The sequence below is a fragment of the Spiroplasma endosymbiont of Phycita roborella genome, assembly GCF_964031195.1.
GTDB lineage: Bacteria > Bacillota_I > Bacilli_A > Mycoplasmatales > VBWQ01 > Spiroplasma_E > Spiroplasma_E ixodetis_A.
On the sequence record NZ_CAXIQJ010000005.1, the window covers coordinates 145,964 to 169,065 of the forward strand.

The 23,102-nt window shown below is 23.2% G+C and carries 27 protein-coding genes; 20 read left to right on the top strand and 7 right to left on the bottom strand.

Features of this window, described 5'->3' with window-relative positions:
- Positions 1-184: 184 nt before the first annotated feature.
- Both holA and AAHM95_RS06700 read left to right on the top strand, forming a co-directional pair.
- Positions 185-1,096, top strand: coding sequence for a DNA polymerase III subunit delta (gene holA, locus AAHM95_RS06695; protein WP_338975289.1), 912 nt, complete (start codon positions 185-187; stop codon positions 1,094-1,096).
- A 43-nt stretch (positions 1,097-1,139) separates the two neighbouring features.
- The gene (locus AAHM95_RS06700) at positions 1,140-2,516 is read left to right on the top strand and encodes a hypothetical protein (protein ID WP_342274450.1); all 1,377 of its coding nucleotides are present in this window, start codon (positions 1,140-1,142) and stop codon (positions 2,514-2,516) included.
- A gap of 59 nt (positions 2,517-2,575) precedes the next feature.
- Here the strand turns inward: AAHM95_RS06700 and AAHM95_RS06705 are convergent, their stop codons facing one another.
- A complete protein-coding gene (locus AAHM95_RS06705) occupies positions 2,576-3,160 on the bottom strand; it encodes an ABC transporter permease (RefSeq protein ID WP_342274451.1) in 585 nt (194 codons plus the stop codon).
- Between AAHM95_RS06705 and AAHM95_RS06710 the strand changes: the two genes are divergently transcribed.
- From AAHM95_RS06710 to ilvA, 3 genes are all read left to right on the top strand, one after another.
- Complete coding sequence (locus AAHM95_RS06710; RefSeq protein ID WP_342274452.1) at positions 3,141-3,305, top strand: hypothetical protein; 165 nt, start codon at positions 3,141-3,143, stop codon at positions 3,303-3,305. The genes AAHM95_RS06705 and AAHM95_RS06710 overlap by 20 nt on opposite strands.
- A gap of 335 nt (positions 3,306-3,640) precedes the next feature.
- Positions 3,641-4,918 (top strand): IS3 family transposase, encoded by a 1,278-nt coding sequence (locus AAHM95_RS06715; protein ID WP_342274453.1) that lies wholly within the window; start codon positions 3,641-3,643, stop codon positions 4,916-4,918.
- A 133-nt stretch (positions 4,919-5,051) separates the two neighbouring features.
- Complete coding sequence (gene ilvA, locus AAHM95_RS06720; protein ID WP_342274454.1) at positions 5,052-6,302, top strand: threonine ammonia-lyase; 1,251 nt, start codon at positions 5,052-5,054, stop codon at positions 6,300-6,302.
- Positions 6,303-6,408: 106 nt separating this feature from the next.
- Here the strand turns inward: ilvA and rpsT are convergent, their stop codons facing one another.
- The gene (gene rpsT, locus AAHM95_RS06725) at positions 6,409-6,669 is read right to left on the bottom strand and encodes a 30S ribosomal protein S20 (RefSeq protein ID WP_342274455.1); all 261 of its coding nucleotides are present in this window, start codon (positions 6,667-6,669) and stop codon (positions 6,409-6,411) included.
- 212 nt (positions 6,670-6,881) lie between these two features.
- On the opposite strand from rpsT, the gene AAHM95_RS06730 reads away from it, so the two are divergent.
- The 7 genes from AAHM95_RS06730 (at position 6,882) to AAHM95_RS06760 (ending at position 12,972) form a co-directional block, all read left to right on the top strand.
- Positions 6,882-7,163, top strand: coding sequence for a hypothetical protein (locus AAHM95_RS06730; RefSeq protein ID WP_174480491.1), 282 nt, complete (start codon positions 6,882-6,884; stop codon positions 7,161-7,163).
- A 22-nt stretch (positions 7,164-7,185) separates the two neighbouring features.
- Positions 7,186-7,794 (top strand): hypothetical protein, encoded by a 609-nt coding sequence (locus tag AAHM95_RS06735; RefSeq protein ID WP_281747823.1) that lies wholly within the window; start codon positions 7,186-7,188, stop codon positions 7,792-7,794.
- Positions 7,795-7,830: 36 nt separating this feature from the next.
- On the top strand, positions 7,831-9,585 hold the full coding sequence (locus tag AAHM95_RS06740; protein ID WP_342274456.1) for a DUF2779 domain-containing protein: 1,755 nt from the start codon (positions 7,831-7,833) through the stop codon (positions 9,583-9,585).
- Positions 9,572-10,519: a methionyl-tRNA formyltransferase gene (fmt, locus tag AAHM95_RS06745; RefSeq protein ID WP_338977334.1), complete on the top strand. Its 948-nt coding sequence runs from the start codon at positions 9,572-9,574 to the stop codon at positions 10,517-10,519. Before AAHM95_RS06740 ends, fmt begins: the two co-directional genes overlap by 14 nt.
- A gap of 45 nt (positions 10,520-10,564) precedes the next feature.
- On the top strand, positions 10,565-11,146 hold the full coding sequence (locus AAHM95_RS06750; RefSeq protein WP_338960836.1) for an ECF transporter S component family protein: 582 nt from the start codon (positions 10,565-10,567) through the stop codon (positions 11,144-11,146).
- A gap of 134 nt (positions 11,147-11,280) precedes the next feature.
- The gene (locus AAHM95_RS06755; protein ID WP_342274457.1) at positions 11,281-11,589 is read left to right on the top strand and encodes a hypothetical protein; all 309 of its coding nucleotides are present in this window, start codon (positions 11,281-11,283) and stop codon (positions 11,587-11,589) included.
- Between the two features lie 265 nt (positions 11,590-11,854).
- Positions 11,855-12,972, top strand: a protein-coding gene (locus AAHM95_RS06760; RefSeq protein WP_342274458.1) for an IS3 family transposase whose coding sequence is annotated in 2 segments (ribosomal slippage) — positions 11,855-12,125 and positions 12,125-12,972 — 1,119 coding nt in all. Because the reading frame shifts where the segments join, the coding sequence is not laid out codon by codon here.
- Here AAHM95_RS06760 and AAHM95_RS06765 read toward each other — a convergent pair.
- Positions 12,928-13,098 (bottom strand): hypothetical protein, encoded by a 171-nt coding sequence (locus tag AAHM95_RS06765; protein WP_342274459.1) that lies wholly within the window; start codon positions 13,096-13,098, stop codon positions 12,928-12,930. The two genes, AAHM95_RS06760 and AAHM95_RS06765, sit on opposite strands and share 45 nt — an antisense overlap.
- Before the next feature lie 95 nt (positions 13,099-13,193).
- Positions 13,194-13,811 carry a BspA family leucine-rich repeat surface protein gene (locus AAHM95_RS06770; RefSeq protein WP_338975368.1) on the bottom strand — a complete coding sequence of 206 codons (618 nt, stop codon included), beginning with the start codon at positions 13,809-13,811 and terminating at the stop codon, positions 13,194-13,196.
- Positions 13,812-14,035: 224 nt separating this feature from the next.
- Between AAHM95_RS06770 and lepA the strand changes: the two genes are divergently transcribed.
- Positions 14,036-15,844 (top strand): translation elongation factor 4, encoded by a 1,809-nt coding sequence (lepA, locus tag AAHM95_RS06775; RefSeq protein WP_425289634.1) that lies wholly within the window; start codon positions 14,036-14,038, stop codon positions 15,842-15,844.
- 154 nt (positions 15,845-15,998) lie between these two features.
- On the opposite strand, the gene AAHM95_RS06780 is transcribed toward lepA, so the two are convergent.
- Entirely contained in the window at positions 15,999-16,190 is a 192-nt protein-coding gene (locus AAHM95_RS06780; RefSeq protein ID WP_338973909.1) for a hypothetical protein, read from the bottom strand.
- A gap of 250 nt (positions 16,191-16,440) precedes the next feature.
- Here AAHM95_RS06780 and AAHM95_RS06785 point away from each other — a divergent pair, with 250 nt between their 5' ends.
- On the top strand, positions 16,441-16,794 hold the full coding sequence (locus AAHM95_RS06785; RefSeq protein WP_338973908.1) for a hypothetical protein: 354 nt from the start codon (positions 16,441-16,443) through the stop codon (positions 16,792-16,794).
- 75 nt (positions 16,795-16,869) lie between these two features.
- Positions 16,870-17,382 carry a hypothetical protein gene (locus tag AAHM95_RS06790; protein WP_342274461.1) on the top strand — a complete coding sequence of 171 codons (513 nt, stop codon included), beginning with the start codon at positions 16,870-16,872 and terminating at the stop codon, positions 17,380-17,382.
- A 195-nt stretch (positions 17,383-17,577) separates the two neighbouring features.
- Here the strand turns inward: AAHM95_RS06790 and AAHM95_RS06795 are convergent, their stop codons facing one another.
- Positions 17,578-18,546: a ligand-binding sensor domain-containing protein gene (locus AAHM95_RS06795; RefSeq protein WP_342274462.1), complete on the bottom strand. Its 969-nt coding sequence runs from the start codon at positions 18,544-18,546 to the stop codon at positions 17,578-17,580.
- Between the two features lie 277 nt (positions 18,547-18,823).
- Between AAHM95_RS06795 and AAHM95_RS06800 the strand changes: the two genes are divergently transcribed.
- The 5 genes from AAHM95_RS06800 (at position 18,824) to AAHM95_RS06820 (ending at position 22,533) form a co-directional block, all read left to right on the top strand.
- Positions 18,824-20,005 carry a prolipoprotein diacylglyceryl transferase family protein gene (locus tag AAHM95_RS06800; protein ID WP_342274463.1) on the top strand — a complete coding sequence of 394 codons (1,182 nt, stop codon included), beginning with the start codon at positions 18,824-18,826 and terminating at the stop codon, positions 20,003-20,005.
- A gap of 123 nt (positions 20,006-20,128) precedes the next feature.
- Entirely contained in the window at positions 20,129-20,437 is a 309-nt protein-coding gene (locus tag AAHM95_RS06805) for a hypothetical protein (RefSeq protein ID WP_174480536.1), read from the top strand.
- Between the two features lie 19 nt (positions 20,438-20,456).
- Complete coding sequence (locus AAHM95_RS06810) at positions 20,457-21,515, top strand: MSC_0882 family membrane protein (RefSeq protein ID WP_338978943.1); 1,059 nt, start codon at positions 20,457-20,459, stop codon at positions 21,513-21,515.
- A gap of 56 nt (positions 21,516-21,571) precedes the next feature.
- Positions 21,572-21,994: a hypothetical protein gene (locus AAHM95_RS06815; protein ID WP_342274464.1), complete on the top strand. Its 423-nt coding sequence runs from the start codon at positions 21,572-21,574 to the stop codon at positions 21,992-21,994.
- A gap of 14 nt (positions 21,995-22,008) precedes the next feature.
- A complete protein-coding gene (locus tag AAHM95_RS06820) occupies positions 22,009-22,533 on the top strand; it encodes a hypothetical protein (protein ID WP_342274465.1) in 525 nt (174 codons plus the stop codon).
- 168 nt (positions 22,534-22,701) lie between these two features.
- On the opposite strand, the gene AAHM95_RS06825 is transcribed toward AAHM95_RS06820, so the two are convergent.
- Positions 22,702-23,073, bottom strand: a complete 372-nt coding sequence (locus AAHM95_RS06825; RefSeq protein ID WP_342274466.1) for a hypothetical protein — start codon at positions 23,071-23,073, stop codon at positions 22,702-22,704.
- Positions 23,074-23,102 lie beyond the last annotated feature (29 nt).

Genomic DNA, 23,102 nt, shown 5'->3' on the forward strand with positions numbered 1-23,102 from the left:
TATAAGATAAAAGTTCAAATTTGGAATATTATCAAAAACGAAAGTGTTTTCCGAATATTGAAACACTGAATAATCTTAAAAAAGTTTATTATTGAGGAAAAAATAAAAGTATGATTATATATGAAACATTATGATATTATAACATTAACATAAAATATATTAATAATTTTGTGAGGTTGGAAACATGGTTTATATTGTTCATGGTCAAGATGAGTATTTAGTAAGAAAAAATATTGAACAATTAATTAAAAAAAATCATAAAAAAGAAAATTATGATTATAATCTATATGAATTACAAGAGGATACAATTGTTAATATTATTAATGAAATTCAAATTATGAGTATATTTGAAGAAAATAAAGTAATCGTAATTAATGATAGCAGTAATTTATGGCAAAAATATATTAAAGAAAAAAAATTTGTTAATGCTTTGCTTAATCATAATCAAAAAACAATGATAATTATTAAAAGTTTAAATGTTGATTTTAAAATTAGTAGAGAATTTCAACAATTTAATATTATCAAAATTAAAAATTATACAAAATCACAATTATTATTATTAATTAATAAAGTTTGCAATAGTTTTAAAGTTAACATTACTCAAGAAGCAACTAATTTTCTTTTAGAATACTTGCCAAATGATGTCAGTATTATTTTAAATGAGTTATCAAAATTAAGGTTAATTGGAAAAAAAATAACTTCAGATATTATTATTGAGGTGGTTCCTAAATATTTTGAAACAAATATTTTTAAAACTGTTGAATATATATTAAAAAAAGATTATAACAATTTTTGAACACAATATAACTATTATAATGTTATTAATTATGATAAAATTAAATTGATTAATATTCTTGTATATCAATTAGAATTAATTAGAGATATCAAAATTTTAGTTAAACAAAAAAAAAGTAATGAAGATATTTCCAATATATTAAATATTTCCAAGTTTCAAGTAAAAATATTAGAACAATATTTAAATATTAATTTAAATATTAATAATATTTTGTTAAAATTATATGAATTAGATTACAATATCAAAAAAGGAAAATTTAATAAAAATATTGCAATTGATTTATTTTTTTTGAATATTTAGTATATAATTATAGATGTTTTAAACTCAAGAGGTGATACATATAATGAAAAGTAATAAAAATACTGATGTTACAGAAAAAAAGTTAGTAGAAGAAAATAGTGACATTACATTGGTTAAACCAAAAGTAAAAAGAGTTACAAAGAAAAAAACCGAAAAAGTGTACTCAGAAGAAGATTTAAATGTTGCATTATACTATGAAATATCAAGTACTATATATAACAGTTTAAATAATTTAATTGTTAGAAAATCTATTTTTGCTAATGAAGAACTTTTAAAAATTTTAGAATTACAAATTTCTAATTTATTTTTTCTTGAAAAAGAACTAAAAGAATTAAAAGATAAAAAGTATGCAATAGAATTTTTGCAGTTAATTTCTAATTTGGTAAATCGTAGTTTGAGTATTACTAAAAGTTCTCCTAAAAATCGTATTGAAATTCTTGAAGAGCGTAACTTATTAATAGTTACAATTACTAATATTTGTAAGACTGTGGAAAAAGAAAGTCTTGAACGAATAAGACAGTTTGATAATAATACTTTTAATGAATTAAATGATCAAATTACTGCATTAAATAATTTTAGTGATGATGCTACTGAGGTTAAGCCAAGTGTTACTCCAAATAATCAGAATGTTGATAATAATAGTTTAGCAAATTTAGCGAAGTTAGGTGTATTACCGCAACATCCCGCCACAAATCCTAAATTTTACCCTTATATGAATAAACCAAAATATATTCCACTTTTAAAGAAAATATTATCAGCTTTTTTCTTATTAACAACAGTGCTAGCAATAGCTACTTATATACTAACTTATTTTATAGCAGGTACTTTTCAAATTAAAGATAATAGTACATCACCCGTTTATTATAATTTTGCACAACAATCAAAAACTATAGTTTTCACTATTGTTACAACAATAGTTTTAAATGGAGGCTTTTTATATTCAATTTTAAAACCACCAAAATTAGGTCGTGATTTATATCGAACATCATATTTTTTAATAGTTATTTTAATTTTTTGAATAATTTATACAATTTCAAATTTATTTTATATGACAACAGATGATTCATTATTAAGAACATTTACTTCTTTTTTAGATAAAGGTGACAAAATTAATCCTAATGCTTTACCCTGATTAAAAGGATTAGCAACTTTTAAAGTTTTTCAAATATTAACATATATTACATCAGCATCAGCAATTTTACCAATTGCTATTATACTAGTTATTGCTATTCTTAATCCAAAAATTGATCGTAATAAAATTATGAGAGCCAATTCGGAATATCAAAATGCTATTAATAATGTTTTAAGTGGTAAACCCTATGAAATCGATCCATCACTTTTTGATGATAGTTTAGATAATGATAATAAAAAAGATACAAAAGATCATAAATTTTGACGTAATAGTGATTTATTTAAATAATAAAATTAAAAAGGACTTTTAGTCCTTTTTAATTTTATTATTTTTAATTATTAGTTTTATTATGCTTGTCAACGTAATTTTGAACTTGCAACTATTGTGTAAATACCAATCAATCCAAGTGCAACTCCTAGATATATTCCATAAGTTGTTGTAAAAGTAAAACTTGTTCCACTTCAAGCTTGAATAAATGGATCCATAGCGTATTTGAATGGATTAAAGTAAGTTGCGTATTTTAAAACAGGACTACTATTAATTAACTCAGCCGGGAAAAATACCCCACTTAAAAGTGCAACTGGAAAATAAATTATATTTGATGCTGCAACTAAAGCAGTTACTGATTTGAAAATTGAGGCTAATAACATTCCTAAACCCATTGATGAAAAGAAAATTAAGATAATAAATGGGATAGATTCTCCAATAAAATTTGCTGTTACTATATTACTTCACCCATAAGTACCACCAAACATAATTCCAGCTCATAATAAAGATCATAAGAATGTTGCTATCATAAAGAAAAATCCAATTATCATAACTGAAAGAACAAAGAAAATTGGTTTAATATTTGTTGCTCCAATTCGCTTCATTAAAACACTATTTTTAAATTCAACAATTGTTTGTGGAATAATGAAAATTCCTACTGCCATTGGTTGTAACATTGAAATTGAACCAACTAAAGTATGTAAACTTTTTACAGTATCACCTTACATTTGTTTAAAAGCAAAACCTTCTAAGAACAACATTAGAATTGGAAATAAAACTAGAAAGAAGGGTACAAAAAATCCTCGATAATAATATTTAAACATTAAGTTTATTAATGGTCGACTTTTTTCGGGCATTTTGGCTTTATGAATTCATTTATTTTTTTTCTTATTTTTTTTGATTTCAGCATTTTCTTTTTTTATTTCTTCATATTGTTTTTTTTAAATCAACTTTTTTATTTTTATCAAACATTTTTCATGTAAAGTTATGAACTGAGCCATATTTTTTAACAATATCTTTAACATTTCCTGCTTCTTTTATAACTCCATTATGAATGTAAATATACTTTTCACAAAATTCTTCAAGAAAGGGTCACCCCTAAGTTGCAAAAAACAATGTTTTAACTTAGTAAGGAGACCTTTTTTATGACAAGATATAATAAGGAATTAAAATTAAAAATCATAGAACAATATTTTGCTGGTAAATCTGCTACAACATTAAGTAAAGAAAATAAAATTAGCAGAAAGATAATTTATATTTGAATACAAAAATGATACTTACAAGGTGAAAAAGGTTTAGTTTCGATAAGAAGTAAAATTAAAAAACAAGAGGTAAATGCTGTGAGTAGAGATTTTAAGAAAAGACCAAAGGAATCATTAAAAAAATATGAAAAACGTGTTGAAAAAGAATTATTATTACTACAAACTAAAATTGAAATATTGGAAAAGTCTTATCTCTACCGCAGTCAAAATTGAAAAAACCACAAGCAAAACCAAAACAACCTAAAAAATAAACCATTTCATTTTAAACCTTATCTTTATGAATGTTATAAAATTGTTAAAATTTCTTCTGAAAAAGGACTTAAAAAATCTTTTCTATTAAATTTATTACAAATTTCTAATGAAGGATATCGCAAGTGAAAGATCCGTGGATGTCCAGAATGAAAACCAAAGTTTGATGATAGTTACGACCAAGCAATAAATTTAATCTTTTATGATGATGATAAAGATTATGGTTGTCAACAAGAATATGGTCATAAACGAATGGCTGCCATTTTAAAAATTGGTAGAAAAAAAGCACTTTCAGCAATGAAAAGGTTAGGTTTAAAAACAATTCATAAACAAGGAACTTATGGAAAAAAATCAAAATTAAAAGCCGAACATAAATTTATAGCACCTAATTTATTAAAACAAGCTAATAATACCATTAGTTTTAACGTTAATAAACCATTAGAAAAAATTGCTTTAAACATTAGTGAATTTAAAATTAATAATCAAAAACTATACTTGTGAGCATTTGTTGATTTTTATTCACGAAAAATATTACATCACCACTGATCTAAAAATCAAGAAAAATCACATCTTATAAAATCTTTAAAAGACATGTCTTTTAAATATAATTTGCATAATACGATTATTCATACTGATCGCGGAATACAGTTTCGAACTCATGATTATTGAAATTATGCTAAAAAAAATAATATTCAATTAAGCATGACAGATGGCTATGCTTCATATCAAAATGCAATTGTTGAAACTGTATTTAAAACTTTAAAAGTTGTTTATTTTAAAAGACAAAAATTCAAAAATAAAAATACCTTTTTATTACATATGAATCATGCTATTTGAAAATACAATAATACAAGATTTCATACAATAATTAAAAATACTCCAGAAAGAGTATTTCAATTACTTTTTCACTAGAGTATAATTATTGCAACTTAGGGGTGACCCTTTCACTATTAATGATTACTTTTGTTGTTTTATAAATAAAAGTTATTATATTGTATAATTAATTATATTTGAGAAATTAGATAGAAACTCAGGAGGAACCATTGTGGAAAATTTAGTAAGTGAAGAAATAATTGAAGAAACGTATTCAAAAATTAAAGATAAAATTAGTAAGACAAGTTTGATAAAAGCAGATAAACTTTCTTCATTTTCTGGTAATAATATATTTTTAAAGTTAGAAAATTTACAAAAAACAGGTAGTTTTAAAATTAGAGGCGCTTTAAATAAAATTCTTAATTTATCAAAGGAACAGCAAGCAAAGGGTTTAATTGCTGCTAGTGCTGGTAATCATGCACAAGGAGTCGCTTTAGCAGCTTCAAGTTTAAATTTAGTATCAAAGATAGTTATGCCTGTAACAGCACCACTAGCCAAAATTGCTGCTACTAAAGAATTTGGTGGTGCTAAATGTACTGTTAAACTTTGTGGTAATATGTTTGATGATGCAATGTCTGAAGCATTAAGACTTGAAAAAGAAGAAGGGTTAATGTTAGTTCATCCATATGATGATAATTTTGTTATTGCTGGTCAAGGTACAATTGGTTTGGAAATATATGAACAAATGAATGCAATGGGTAAAGAAATTGATTATTGTTTAGTTCCAATTGGTGGAGGAGGACTTTTAAGTGGTATTTCAATTTATTTAAAAAGTAAAAATCCAAATATTAAATTTATTGGTATTGAAGCACAAAATGTTGATTCTTATAATCAAGCTTTAAAACAAGGAAAACCATTTAAAATTAAAGGTAAAAGTTCAATTGCTGATGGAATTGCTGTTAAACAAACAGGGGAATTAACATTTAATATTTTAAAGAAAAATGTTGATAAAGTTATTACTGTTAGCGAAGAAGAAATTGCACAAGCAATGTTATTTTTATTAGAAAAATGTAAAATTGTAACTGAAGGTAGTGGTGCTGTTAGTGTTGCTGCTATTCTTTCTGGTAAATTAGATAAAATCATTGGTAAAGATAAAAATGTTGTTTGTGTAATTAGTGGTGGCAATGTTGATATTACTACATTAGGAACAATTATTAATAGTGCCTTAATTAGTTCACATCGACGAGTTCCTTTTTCAGTTAACGGTAAAATTAATAATAGTACTATTAGCGAAATTATTAATATTATTACTAAAAATGGTGCTTCTATTTATAAAATTCACAGTACATTTGATCGTAATAAATTAGATATTAGTAATTTTAGTATTTTTATAGTTATGGATACATCAGATGAATTTCAAAAAAATAAAATTTTTGCTGAGATTAGAGCATCAAGTTCTAACTTTACATTATTAGCTAAATAATTTTTGAATTTGGTATTTTATTAAAACAAAAATTTAGTTTAAAAATATCAATTATATTTTAAAAAGAGACACTATTAATAGTGTCTCTTTTTAAAATAAATTATAGTTATTTTGCTTTTGCTAATTTAGTCATAATTTTAGATTTTTGATGAGCAGCTTTATTAATGTGATAAATGCCTTTAACAACAGCTTTATCAATTAAACTACATACTTCATTAACAAGTACTGTAGCATTTTCTGCTTTGTTTTTTATTGATATTTCAGCTTTTTTTAAAGCAGTTTTAACTTTAGATTTATAACTTTTATTAATTTCATTTCTTTTTTGGTTTGTTTTAATTCTTTTAATTTGTGATGCAATGTTAGCCATTTTTTCTCCTTTTTTGTTTTGAACATGTTTTATAGATTAATTACAACAAAAATAATTATAACAAAAATCATAAATGTTGTATAATATTTTTTATTTTTTCAGTATAATTAATGTGTTAGCTTTTTGTTAATAATATATTTTAATTTTTTTACACTTTTAATGTAAATTATTTGTTTAAAAACTTTAATGATAAATGTAGGTGTGGTAAATAAATGAGTTACTATTTTCGTAACCCTTATCAATTTTCTTACCATAGTATTGGTAGGATTAGAACAAGATTAAAATTGCAAGACTTAAATGATATCCAATTACGTGAATATTGTTTAAAATTGATTAATGAGTCTTATGATATTGAAGAGACAAAAAGTTTTAAATATATTAGAGTAAATAAAACACATCTTTATTTTGTAATTAAAAAAGATGTTAATTTAATTTTAACAATTTCACCGATGAGTCCAACTAAACTATTAGCAGTAATCGAGGAAAATTTATAAATCAAAAAAAGAGGAATAAAAAATGGGAAATTTATCTAGTCAATGATGAATGTTAGCGCTTATAGGAGTAGTTTTAATAATTTTTATTTTTACAACCATTTCAGCAAAAAAGAAGAAAAAAGAAGAGAAAAAACAACGTCAAAAAGAAGTAAAAAATATTATTAAATCCTTTATGCGTGATGAATTAAAATTGCAACATAAAACAGTAGAATTTGAACAAGTAGTTTCACGTAGTAGTAAAGAATATCGCTATCGTGATGTTTTTGATGTAATTGTAAAATTATATGATTCTAAGAAAAATGATTTATTTGCAACTAAAGCATTTGAGGTAGAAGGATTTACTAAGCAATTATCAAAGAAAGAATTTGAAACAATTTGAAAAGTAAATTGTGAATTGGATTTAGAAGAAACACTTAAGAAAATTGAAATGTCAAAAAAACGTAGTGGTAAAATTAAAATAAAAAGAAAGACAGCAGAAGAAAAAACAGCAATTAAAAAAGAAAATGAAGCCGTTAAACTTGCAATTGAAGAAGAACGTTTACAAAATAAAGAAAATAAAAAACGTGCTAAAAATTTAGAAAAACCTAAAATTGCAATTCATGATAAATTTTCTGGATGAAAAGATAAATAAATCTTTATTTTTAAGTAGGCAATTGGGTGATATGTAATGAAAATTTATAAAGATGATTATAAGCATTTCCGTATTTGTCGAAAACTTTCATGATTTTTAAATGCAAAAAATTATGCTTTAGCTAAGCATTTAATTGAAGAGAAAAAGATAATAAATTTTGTTGAACTAACGCATACTAAAACAAGTAGTAAATTTAAATCTAATTTAATTACTATTTCTGATTTAGATGATGATACATTTGAAAATAATTATAATGAAGAAGATGATTCTGAATTTTATCTTGGTGAAACAATTGCAGATGGTATTGAAACTGGGCACTATGCTCAAGAATATTTTAAAGTAAAATATTCTTATTTTAATTTTGAGTCTGAACCGGGTAATAATGTCATAGAAATTATTAATAATAAAGAGTATGATGTTTTATTTGAACCAAGATTTGAATATCAGGGCTGTGTTACTAAGTGTGATATTTTAAAACGAAATAATGATGGTTGGGATTTAATTGAAGTAAAAGCAGTAACTTGAGTTAAAGAAGAACATATGTGAGATTTACTTTATCAGTATGATATTTTAACCAAATTTGGAATTAAAGTAGTTAATACTTATATTATGTATTTAAATAATAATTATGTTAAGAAAGAAAAAATAGATTTAAATGAATTATTTATTGTTAATGGATCAACTTGGCAAAAAAGTCCTAATACTAAAAAAAGTTTTAGTCTTTTTGAATCAATTCAAGATGAAATTTTAAATAATAATTTGAAATTACAATATGAAAATATTAAGAATATTATTAAAATTAGTGATATTGATGAAATAGTTAAATTATTAACTTTACCTTATTGTCATGAAAATAGTAATCAATTTTGTCCTCATATTTTTAAATATTTTTCTATTCATAATACTATTTTTGAATTATATCGTTTAAGAAAAACTAAGAAAGCATTGTGATATTATGAAGAAGATTTGTTAGAAATTAATGATGAAAGATTATTACCATTTTTAACAAAGTCTAATTTACATTTAAGACAATATGATGTAATTAAAAATGGTGAAAAATTAATTGATGGCAATAAATTTGTTGATTTAAAAATTGAATACAAAAAGTACCAATATCCAATTTATATGTATGATTTTGAGACTATGAAATCTGCAATACCTAAGTTTAAAAATAGTAAACCATATCAACAAATTCCTTTTCAATATTCTGTCCATGTATTATTGGCACCAGATTTTGATTTTAAAACTTATAAATCAATTAAACATTATGAATTTTTAGCAGATGGAAATGATGATCCAAGAGAAATGTTAACAAAAAAATTATGTCATGATTTAATTAATATTCATGGTAAGGGTACGTATGTTGCTTATAATCAATCATTTGAGAAATCTGTTCTTAAAAAATTAGCTTATTATTATCCTCAATATAAAAATAAATTATCATTAATCCATGATGGTACTATTGATTTACAAGATTTTTTTAAAGAATTTAAAATTTATAAAGAACCGTTTTATGGTTCTCTTTCAATTAAAAAAACTTTACCAGCATTTGAACCTTCCTTTTCTTATGAAGGATTAGTTATTAAAAAAGGAGATATGGCATCAGAAGTTTTTCGTAGAAGAGTTGAAAATAACATTAGTTTAACTAATTGAATTCATAATTTTCGTGAAAATATGTTAAAATATTGTGCTCAAGATACTTTAGGTATGGTAGTATTATTCTGACATGTAAAAAATATTATTGAAATGTACAAAGCAAAAATTGAGGGCGAAAATTATGAAAAAATTTAAAATTTTATTTATGGGTTCTTCTTTTTTTTCTGAAAATATTTTAAAAACATTGTTAATAACAATGAAAAATGAAGTTGAAATAGTTGGTGTTGTTTGTCAGCCAGATCGTAAAATTGGTCGTAAACAAGAAGTTGTTCCTTTAGCAATTAAACAATTGGCAGAAGAATATCAAATCCCTGTTTTCCAACCAGAAAATATTATTGAAAGTTTAAAAAGTTTACAATTATTAAATATTGATGTTATTCTTACTTGTGCTTATGGTCAATTTTTACCAAAAGCAATTTTAAATTTACCAAAATATAAATGTTTAAATATTCATGCTTCATTATTACCATCATTGCGTGGTGGTGCCCCTATTCAATGAGCAATTATTAATGGATTACAAACTACTGGTATTACATTAATGAAAATGGTAAGTAAAATGGATGCAGGAGCAATTTATGTTCAAGAACAAGTTTCAATTGGTATTGAGGATACATATACTTCTTTAGTTAATAAGTTGATAACTTTAGCACAAAATATGTTAATAAAATATTTATTAAAAATCATTAATAATGAAATACAAGAGCAAGAACAAGATGAAAATAAAGTAACTTTTGGTTTAAATATTAAAAGAAGTGATGAAAAAATTAATTGAAATCTTTCAGCACAATTAATTTCATGTCATGTTCGTGGATTGTATAATACACCAATCGCTTATACTACATTGAATGATAATATATACAAAATTCATCAAGTAACAGTAACTAATGAATTATCAAATGCTCTGCCAGGAACAATTGTTGCAATAAATAAATTAGGTATTATTGTTGCCACTAAAACTAATAACATAGTAATTAAGGTTATTCAACCAGCAGGTAAAAAAGAAATTATAGCAGCTTGTTACTATGGTTCTAAAATTAATCCAATTGCAATTGGTTTTATCTTTAAATAGTAATAAAAAAATAACTAATATTTTTTGGTAATCTAGGAGGAAAAGATGTATCGTTTTCGCTCAATTAAATATCTAGCAATGACTGGTATTATTACTGGTTTATTAGTAACAATTGGTTATTGTTCAACTTTTCTTTTTGGTTGAGCAATTACTAGTTTATTTGGTGGAAATTCTACTTTGCAATTATTTGATGCTGTTTTTATTCCGTTTTGTGCTTTTTTTGAAGGGCCAATGCTGTTATTTGCAGGACCAATTGCGGGTGGCATTTTTGATTTAATTAGTGGTGTTAAAATTGTGGTTATTCCTATTACAATTTTTATTAGAATTTTAATGTTTTTTGTTATTAAGTTATTAATTAATAAATCTTGATGAAGTACTATTTATACTTTCTTTTTTGCTGGTATTTTATTACTTATTTACCCATTGTCTTATTTAGTAATTTATCAAGATTATGCTATTACAGTTAATGAATTAATTACTGATAGTATTCAAGCTATCTTTGCTTATTTTGTTGCTATTCCACTTTATTATGCTCTTAGTAAAAATAAGATTAGATCAAATTATAGTTTTTGAAATGATCAAGAATTTGATTATTTAAAAAATAAAAAAATAACTGTTTTAGAATAGTTTACTTATTATCAATTATTGATATCTAATATAGACAATATGGTATAATTTTATAAACTTAATATAAGTTTATACCCATTTACTTAAGTTTTAAGGTAAAGGGTTTTTAATTAAAATAAGGAGAAAAAGGTTTTATGAATAAAAAAATTAAAAAAAGTTTTAAAAAAATATCTAAGTTAAAAAAAGTAATTAAAAATCATATAATCGATCCAACACCATCTGAAACAGTTATTGCAACTACTGTTCTTTCTGCTGCTATTAGTGGTATTATAATTGGAGCTGGTGGTGCACCCGTTATTGCTCCTGTGCTTGCTGGTAGTATTATTGCGGTGGGAACGGTTTCTGCTATGACATATATAGTAGAAAAAATAAATGAATCAGAAAATAATAGTGTTATTGAAGGTAGTAAATCTCAAACAAAGAGATTAACATCAGTAATATAGATAAATTAATATCATGAAATGTTACTTTTAATATTTAATTAATAATAAAAAAATGAATAATTATTATATTCATTTTTTATTTTAAATAATAGTTAGCGTATATTCATTATTAAATTGAATTTCACCAATTGAAAATTTTACTTTAATAACATCACCTTTTGAAAAATAAGTTCCATCATTTACGGATTTTGGATGGGTTACACTTTATTGGACACTAATTACATAGACAAGTGAACAAATTAGTTAAAAGAAAGGAATTATAATTATGGTCACTATTAACTCATATTCAGATGAATTTAAAAAACAAATAGTAGCTTTATATCAAAGTGGCAAATCAGTATCTTGCCTTGTTAAAGAATACAATGTTACAAGAGCAGCTACTTACAATTGAATTAAGCAATTTACTAATTCAGGTAGTTTTAAAACTAAAGATAATCTTTCAGATTTAGAAAAACAATTAATTCAAGCAAATAAAGAATTAAAACAGTTACGAATGGAAATTGATATTTTAAAGCAAGCAGCACTAATAATAGGCAGAAAGTAGAGATTATTGCAAATAATAAATCTAAATATAAAATTCGCACAATGTGTCATTTTTTAAAACTCTCTAAATCAACATATTATTTTAATTTAAAGAAAAAAAATAAAATTCAAAATAATATTTATGAACAAGCTGTTATTAGTGCTTTTAAAGAAAATAAAGAAGTTTATGGTACTAGAAGATTAAAAGTCATACTAGCAAACCAAGAAATTTATTTATCACGCAGAAAAATTAAAGAAATTATGAATAAGCATAATTTAATATCAAAATACACTAAATTATCATTCAAAAATTATCATAATAAAGTCAATGATAGTCAAATAACCAATCTTGTTAATAGAAACTTTAATAATAGAATTAAAAATGAAGTTATTGTTAGTGATTTAACTTATGTTCAAGTTAATGGTAAATGAAACTATATTTGCCTATTAATCGACCTATTTAACCGCGAAATTATTGGACATAGTATTGGAGTTAAAAAAGATGCATCATTAGTATATCAAGCATTTATGCAATCAAATCACTGTTTAAAAGATATTGAAATATTTCATACTGATCGCGGTAATGAATTCAATAATAAAACTATTGATAAACTTTTATTAGCTTTCAACATAACTCGATCTTTAAGCAAAAAAGGATGTCCTTATGACAATGCTGTTGCTGAAGCAACTTTTAAAACTTTCAAAATTGAATTTATTAATGATAAAAATTTTACATCATTAATCCAATTAAAATTAGAATTATTTGATTACATCAATTGATATAACAACATAAGAATTCACAGTACTCTAAACTACCTAACTCCAATTAGTTATCAAAAACAAATGTCTACCAAAAAATAGTCCTAAAAAGGGTTGCCATTCCACTTTTTTATGTACAGGATATACTGTTCCTCCACAAGCAACTAAACTAATACTTGTTGGTGTTGCAACCATTAAAGATAATATAAATCTTAGCAGTTTTCTCATAATTATTTACCACCTTATTTTTTTCTTATTATTTTTTTTATTGTTTAAATTTTGGTAATTTATTGGGATTATCAATTTTTGAGCCAGTAGCAAAATTACTGTGTTCTATTATTTTTTTTTACATTTCATTTTGAAAGGTTTTGATTGAATGATCTTGCATTAAAAAACATTTTATTCATATTTGTTACATTAGAAGTATTTCAATTTGAAATATTTTGATTAAATGTTAAAGCATCAGCAAACATTGAATTCATATTTATTACATTTGATGTATTTCAATCTGCAAGACTTTGATTAAATGCAATAGCATTTTGAAAGATAAGACTTAAATCTGTTACTTTTGAAATGTCTCACTTTGAAATATCTTGATTGAAGACAATAGCATCTCAAAACATGTGTTTTAAAGAAGTTATTTCTGGTGGTAATTGATCTGGCACTTTTTGAATTGTTTTTGGCATTTTAACCACTTGAATTTGATTAATGATGTTTTTATAAAATCCAATTTGAACAATTTCTTTGCTATTTATATTTGATAAATCTGTTTCATTAGTTGTTATTTGTTCTCCATCTTTGTCAATGTAAATTGTGTCTTGTTGAGTTTTATTAATTATATGTGCATTTTGTTGCGAACTACTATTTAAATTAACATTATTTACATTTCCAACAGTAATTGTAATTGCTAAAATACTTAATGTTGTTAATATTTTTTTCATATTACTAACACCCTCCCTCCTTTATTTTTTGTTATTATAATTTTACATGATTTTAAAAACTAGTTATTTATGTATATATCTTTTCATATATTGTTAAGTGATAGTTTAATTATATTTATAAGATTATCTGCAACTTTCGATTTAATTTTATTTAAACTTTGATATACTAAAACATAGTAAATAGTTTATAAGCAAAAGATAGGTGAATAAATAATATTATGAGTATCGATAAAAAATACATTAGAAATTTTTCAATTATTGCCCATATTGATCATGGTAAATCAACTTTGGCTGATCGTATTTTAGAATTAACTAATGCCGTTTCAAAAAGGGAAATGAAAAATCAATTGTTAGATTCACTGGATTTAGAACGTGAACGTGGCATTACAATTAAACTAAATAGTGTACAGCTTAAATATCAATCATTAGATGGTCATACTTATTTGCTTCACTTAATTGATACTCCAGGTCATGTTGACTTTACTTATGAAGTATCGCGTAGTTTAGCAGCATGTGAGGGTGCCATTTTAGTAGTTGATGCTGCTCAGGGTATTGAAGCACAAACTTTAGCAAATGTATATTTAGCATTAGATAATGACTTAGAAATTATTTCTGTTATTAATAAAATAGATTTACCAAGTGCTGAACCAGAAAAAGTTAAAGAAGAAATTGAAAAAGTATTGGGTTTACCTGCTGATTATGCACCTTTAATTTCTGCAAAAACAGGTATTAATATTCGCGATGTTTTAGAAGCAGTTATTAAATATATTCCTTATCCAATTGATGCTGACGATAATGAACCATTACGTGCTTTAATTTTTGATTCATTATATGATAAATATCGTGGAGTGATGGCATTTATTAGAATCAAAACTGGTGTAATTAAAGTTGGTGATAAAGTAAGAATGATGTCAACTGGTGCTGAATATGAAATTACTGAATTAGGAGTACGCACACCAAAAGAAGAAAAGAGAGAAATGTTAACAGCTGGTGAAGTTGGTTGAATTAGTGGTGCAATTAAAATAATTAGTGATATTCATGTTGGTGATACGATTACTAGTGTTATTAATCCTGCTGATGCACCATTACCAGGTTATAAAACTTTAAAACCAATGGTTTATTGTGGTTTATATCCAATTGATACTAATAAATATCAAGAATTAAAGGATGCATTATATAAAATTCAATTATCGGATGCCTCATTAATTTTTACTGCTGAAACATCACAAGCATTAGGTTTTGGTTTTCGTTGTGGTTTTTTAGGGTTATTACATATGGATGTTATTCAAGAGCGTTTAGAGCGTGAATATAATTTAGTTTTAATTTCAACAGCTCCTTCTGTAATTTATGAAGTAAATTTAACTAGTGGTGAAAAGTTAATAATTGATAATCCAGCAAAATGACCAACTGTGCAAACAATTAAAAGTGTAGAAGAACCATTTGTACAAGTAACAATAATGACACCAGAACAATATGTTGGTGCATTGATGCAATTATGTCAGGATAAACGCGGAACTTATTTAGATCTAAAATATGCTGATAATTTACGAAGAACTCTTATTTATAATATGCCACTGAATGAAATTGTCATTGATTTTTTTGATAAATTAAAATCAATATCAAAAGGTTATGCTTCATTAGATTATGAGTTAATTGGTTATCAGGAAAGTAAATTAGTGAAAATGGATATTTTATTAGCAGGTAATATTGTTGATTCATTATCTGTTATTGTTCATAAGGATTTTGCTTATGATCGTGGGCGTGTTTTATGTGAAAAATTAAAAAAATTAATTCCGAAACAAAATTTTGAAGTTGCTATTCAGGCTGCTATTAATAATAAAATTATTGCTCGTCAAACTGTGCAAGCAGTTAGAAAAGATGTTATTGCTAAATGTTATGGTGGTGATATTACAAGAAAAAGAAAACTTTTAGAAAAACAAAAAGAAGGAAAGAAAAAAATGAAATCGATTGGTAATGTTGAATTACCACCAGAAGCATTTCGTGCTGTTTTAAAAATAGATGAAGAAAATTAAAAAAAATGTATATATATATATATATATTTGATTTGTATTTTTCTAAATTGAATTATTTGAAAATAAAAAAATAATTGACTTAAATAGAACAATTATTTTTTTATTTTTATAAATCATATTTTTAGATTAAAATCAGATTTCTCACAATTTTATGTTAAATATATAGTATTTTTTTTAATTCTGCAATTATTTCCATTTTAATTTTGATGTAATTTTTTTGCATTTCAATATTAATTAAATTTTCTTGAGTTTTTGACTGATTATTTTCTAAATTATTTTTAATTATTGCGTGACACTCAATTTCTCTAGAGTAATTTTTAATCATATTTTTTATGTTATTAATCATTTTATATTCCCCATTTCAAAGTTTTATAAATAATTTATTTATATTTTTGATTATATCATTTTATTTATAAAAATTATAAATAAAATGATATAATTTTCTATAATAAATCTAGTATTCATAGAAAAATAAATTAAAAGCAAGTTTAAATAAAATGATATAATAAAAAAACAATTCCCTAAGAAATTGATAAAATTTTAATTTATAATAAGTATATTAATAATAATTACTTAAATGGGGAGTAGGGGGTTATGTGAAAATTTTATTAAAAATAATTGATTGTTTGAACCCAATTTCTATTTTTAAAAGTATTAAAAAGTATATAGAAAATAGAGCTAAGATTGAAGCAAAATTAATTGATAAAGAAAAGCAAAGACAACATGAAAAAGATTTACAAGATTCTAGATTTAAACATGAATCACTTGAAAATGAAAAAGACAGAAAATTACAAAAAGAATTAGCTGAAGAAAAAACTAAAAGATTAGGGTTAATATTAGAAAATAAATTAATTATAAATAGACAAAATTATTATTTAAAACATGATAATAATCCTAAATTAGAATTAGAACTTAAAAGAAAACGAATTAAAGGTAAAAAAATAAAGTAATATTGTATTTACAAAAATATGAGGTTAAAATTGATATAATCACTCTATTGAAGGTGATTTTAAGGAGTTTTGATAATGGATTTAAATATCAATAAAAATTTAAAAACAAAAGTTTTAAATAATTTTTTAAATTTATTAGCAATTAATTTAGCAGATACTTATTTAGAAACCTTAAAAAAATATAAATCAAAAGATGTAGATGAATTAGTATTAAATTTTTTAGATCAAGTAGTTTATTTAGTGGATGAAGAAATTGATATAACAAACGTTAAAAATAGTTCTAAAATATCCAAAATGAATACTAAACAAAAAGAAAAATTTAATAATGCTTTAAGAAAAGATAATAAATATCGAAAAATGTGTTCAGTTCTTAATTTTATGTATCGAGTAATAAAAGAAGAAGAAACACAAGAGCAAGTATTCAATAATATATATCATTTTTATGAAAAATCTGATGCTGAAACTTTAGAAATATTTTCTAATGATTATAAAGAAAAAGAAAAATTTGATTTTTTTAATGAAATAAAATTAAAGTTAAAAAATAGTAATAGTTTTTTATATAAATCAAATTTACAAGCAAATATATAAGTTTTAATATATGTAAAAATATAATAAATTAAAGTATTTTTAAAAACATCTCTAATAAAATATTAGAGATGTTTTATGAATAAACAAAATTATAAAAAATTAAAATGATTTATAATTTTACTATTAAATTTTTCAATAAGTATTACAATTTTTTTTAAAAAAGAACTAACTTAAAATTAGTTATTTTAAATTAGATTATTTATTTTTATATATTCCATCAGTAGTTGTTGCATAAATAGTAAAATTATTAGAATTATAAATCAATTCGTTAATTGAATTTAGTTTATTTTCATTCATTAAATTAAAGTTGTTTTCTTTATAACTTTTTCATATATTACCATCTTTATCACCAACTAAAACTCCTGTTCCAAAAGTTATTACTGTTGTATTTATTGTTTCTAAAGTTTGCTTATATGGTAAAAAATTAGCAATAGTAACACGTTTATAATAAACTTTTTTACTGTTGTTAGTAACAAAGACTGTTTCTTTATTATCAACAGCAATGCTTGTAATACCACCATCTTCTAGTTGCTCAACTAAATTAAAAGGATTACCCCCAATACTTTTAAAAATCATTCCTTCTGTATTACCGGCATAAATTAAGCCATTTTTAGTTGTTTTTAAAACTGTAATGTTACCTGTTGCCCCATCTATTTTTTCTAATTCAGTTGTTGGACTTGAATTAGTATATACCCCTTCATTTGTTCCTATATAAATATTATTTTCTTTGTCAAAAGTCATTGCTAATAATTGGTGTGAACTTAAAGTATATTTTTCAGCAAGTTGATCATTTTTAAGAATATAAACTTTTAATTCATTATTTTTTTCATTATAAGTTCCAACGTAAATTGTTCCATTAGGTGTTGTAATTAGTGATTTTATTTTATAATCATAATTAAGTAAATTTATTTCTTCAAAAGATTGACCATTGTCACTTTTATAAACAATACCTTTATTATTAACAGCATAAGTTTGCTCACCGTTAAAAGTTAAACTATTAATTTCACCAGTAGTGCCTGTCATTTTGTTAAAACTAATTTTAGAAACATTGTTTTTATTTAAAAAAGTAGTATTTTGATTGCTATTAATTATTTTATTATTTGATAATATCATCCCTAAACTTGTAACACTGGTAATTAATAATAACAATTGTTTAAATTTCATTTTCATTCCCCCTTTTTTTAAAAAATAAATTAAGATTTATCAAAAATACATTATTTTTTGTATTTGTTTTTTGGTAAATCTTAATTTAAGTTTATATTTGCAAAAAATAATATACAATAAAAAATCTAAAAAAATGTGAATTACAATTACACTTTATCAAAATTATATATGCAATATGTATTGTTTGTCTTTATTTATATTGTGATTCTTAGTTAGTTATGGTATTCTATTATGGTATTCTATATTAAAAGATGGTCTTGTAAGTGAGGTGTTTGTTATGTTAAATTTAGATTTTGTTGGACCTCACGGCATTACTGATACTTATGGTGGATGATTTCATGTTTATGCATTTGCTATTATGTCAGGTATTTTTGCTTCAATTATTGCTTCTTGAGTAAAATTTAAATGTTATCGTGTTCCTACTGATTCTTTAGCATGATCAATAATATTTATTATTCCTGCTTCATTATTTGGTGCTAGTTTTCTTGGTAAGGATGATCCTGATAAGTCAATTAGTTTTTTTGAAAAATTTGCATTTTGAAAACCAGGGATGTCTATTCATGGTGGTGTTTTATTTGGCATTATTGCTGGTGCAATTATTTTTTATTTTGTTGGTCGTAAGTATAAAATATCATTATGAATATATGGCGATTTAATTATTCCTAATATTTTATTAGGGCAGATATTAGGACGTTGAGGTAATTTCTTTAATCATGAATTACTTGGTAACGTTGTAAGTTATGATTCATTATCATGATTACCTGCTTTTATTCGTGATAATTGTTTTAAATTAATTGGTAGACCAAGTGGTAATCCCGAAACGATTAATGGTGAAATTGTTTATCGTGCACCAATATTTCTTTATGAATCAATTGCTAATTTAGGTTTATGATTAGCGATTACATTTATTGTTCCAAATCTTGGTAAATGATTTGGTAAAAAGCCATGAAAAGTGGAACCAGATAAGTTTCAATTTGATTTTAAAGATAATTTTAAATACTGAGGAAAAATAACTTTTAATCCAAAATATTGAAATAAAGTAAATCGTGACCCAAAGCATTTGACTTGAACTAAAATGTGAAATGAAGTTTACTATTATAATCAAGTACCAAAAAATGTAGTAAATAAAGCATTAGCAGAAGTCAAACTTTCTGGTAAGAAAATTAATGATTATATAAATAAAAGCAAAAAACTTTATGAAATAAATAATCCACATCATTATCGAATGATGCATGCAGGTGTTCAAATGGGACTTTACTTTTTTGGATGAAATTTAATTAGATTTATTTTAGAGTTACAGCGCCCACCAGAAGATTTATTTTTAATTAATCGTCCAATCCTTGATTATACAATTTTATTATTGATTACTTTCTTTGGTCTGTTTCTAGCAATATTTGCACAATTTGTTGCAGCAAAATATTTACGTAGCGAAGGATGAACATATGAAAAAGAATATTAATAATATTCTTTTTTATTATTAAAATAATTATTATAACAGAAAATAAGCTATTAAATAGATAATATTAATTAGATTTGGTGTTTTTGTTATAATATTTATATACTAATGTATGAGGTGAAATTAGTGTTAGCAGTAGTAAGTGATGATAGTAGTACTAATACCATTAAGTTTTTAGGTTTTGAGATTCCAATTACTACTTTTTTATATTCAATGGGTGGGTTAGCACTTTTGATTTTTCTGTTATTATTATCAATTTTATTAATAATGTATTTACGCAAAAGGATTTCTATTAAAGGATACTTAAGTTTAGAAGAAAAAGATTATCAATTTGAAGATAAAATTTTGGAAATTGAACATGAAATTGCCAAATTACAAAGAAAATTTTATTCAAGTAAACATATTTCTAAAAAGACAAAAAAATATTTTAACTAATTAAATGTAGGTGATGTATATGTCTAAAATAAAATTTAAATTATTTGATAAATTTTTTTCACAAAAAAATAGGTTATCAGATAAAGAAGATTATCAAAAATCAACTAATAATAACACTTATTTTAGCAATGTTGTACCACCAATTAATAAAAATAAAGAAAATATTCATAATTCTGATTTTAATGAAAACGATTATAATGAAAAAAAATATGATGGTAAAAATATACAAGTTACTAGTTCTTATATAATACCTTTACAAGAAAAAAAGACAGTGCCGATCAATGAAAACTTTACTAAAGAAAAAGATATGTATTATGATCAACCACAAACATTTAATACTATGGAAATAGTTAGTTATAAAAATAGTTTTAAAATTCCAAAACCAATTAGCAGAGAAATTAAATCAGAGAAGCTAAAACAATTGATTTTATTATTTATTGGTGTTATGACATTAATTATTGCTTCAACTTTTATTAGTTTATATTTTGGTATGATTAACATAAAAATTATTCCTCATCCTGTAATTACTATTCCATTAGCAATTATTGCTCTTACTATTATTTTGATTAATATTATTGAATTTGTGACATTAAGAAGAGAAGTGGATTTATATATTGAAAGAACACTAAAAGGATCGCTATTACCTCCTAATTTTATAATTAGAAATTATCGTAAAATTCATGCTAACTTGATAATTATTAATTGAATAAGTATTAGTAGTTATATTGTTCTTGGTATTATTATTGGCATTATGTTTTTGATTAGTGGTCAGAAATTAACTTTTATTATTCAAAAATGAACAGTTAATGTTCCTGATATTATTAAAGATGCAATAACATTAACAATTATTTTAGGTGTTATTTTCTTTATTCATATGATTAATATTGTTATTTTTAAATTTCGTAAACGTAATATTATAAGTTATTATGGCTATGAAATTATTAATCCACAAGAGTTAAATCAGTACAAAAAAAAGATAAATAGAATATGTATGATTATTACTATTGGTTTTACTGCTTTAATATTTTTTGCAATTGTTATTCCAATATTTGTATTAAAAAGAAGAAAGAAAAAGTAGTTATTATTTATAATATATATATATATAGTAATAATCATTTTTATAAGGTGTTAATTATGTCAAAAAATTTAAATAAATGAGGAAGAGAAACAATTACTTTCAATGAATTTCAAAATAAAAAATGTCAATTTAAAAGTTGTGAAGAAAATATTTTTAGTCATAGTTTAGATTTAAATTATTTTAAAAAAATGATTTCTGAACATTTAACAAATTTAAATAAATTAGAACAAGAACAAGAGTTATTTAAATTTAGTAACTCTATATATGCAGATGATTTTTGTAAAAATCATTTAATTAAGATATACTTATCTTATCTAAAAGAAATTGATTTTATTAATTTTTTAGTTCCCCATTCTAATGAATCAATAGAATCATGATTTTTCAATTTTTTAATACATAATAAAACTAATGATGAATGATTAAGATACTATCATGATAATAAAGGACCCGATATTTTAAGACCTAGTTTAAAAAAATAATTCCTAATACATTTTTGAAACAACCAATTACCGAAAAATTTTCAAAAGTGCATAATATTGATAGTGAAATTAGATGATTTAATGAATCTACACATTATTTATCTATTCCTATAATTATAAGAAAGAATTATATTTTAAAAGAATATATAGGTACTACAAAAGAACAAGGTAGATTAAATGGCCCAGATTTTATTTTAGAAAATATAAATAATAAAAAAACATTAGGACTTGAAATTGTTGAATTAAATCTTGTGTTGTTTGTTTTTCCTAATGGAGTAAGAGATTTTGAAAAAGTTGGTAAAAAGTTAGATAAACAAATTAATGAACAAAAAGGTGGAAATTTTTATAGAAATTGAATTAATTTAATTAAAATAGTTGAAGATAAAATTAATAAGTGAAAAAAATTTCAAAAAACTGATGAAAAGGCAATTGGAATAATATTAAATAATTCAGTTCCCGATATTTGATATTATATTTTTGAAATATCTTTAAAATTTTCCAAATTTAATAATGAAATTGATTATTTTTTTATTCTTTAAAACAAAATTATTTTTTTTATTTTGAAATGATTATTTTAGTAAATTTATTTTTTATGAAAGCAATAAAAGAATTTTAGAAAACAATTATTAGTAGATGAAATTAATGATTATAGATTGACATATTATAATAAAAGTTACCTAATGGTAACTTTTATTATAATTAAATTTTTAAATATGATTACTTCCATAAGAAGGTAAATCAATTATTGCTCATTCATCTTCATCATTTATTGCTTCTTTTGCATCATCTAACATATCATATTCTTCTTCAACATTTTTGCTATTGTTATTATCTAAAATTATTTGATTAATTTTAGTTGCATTATCTAATGTCATACTACATTCATATTTACTTATATTACTTGCTTCATTATTTACTAGATTGTTTGAGTCTAATGTAGTTTTTTCTTTATATTCATCTAAATATTTTTTTTCATTTTCATTTTTTTCTATTACTTTTATATTTAATTCTTGTTTTTTATTTTTGTAAAAATTTCATGAATAGTAACCAATTCCACCAGCAAGACACACTAATCCCACTGTAAGAGGATTATTTGGAAGTATTGATT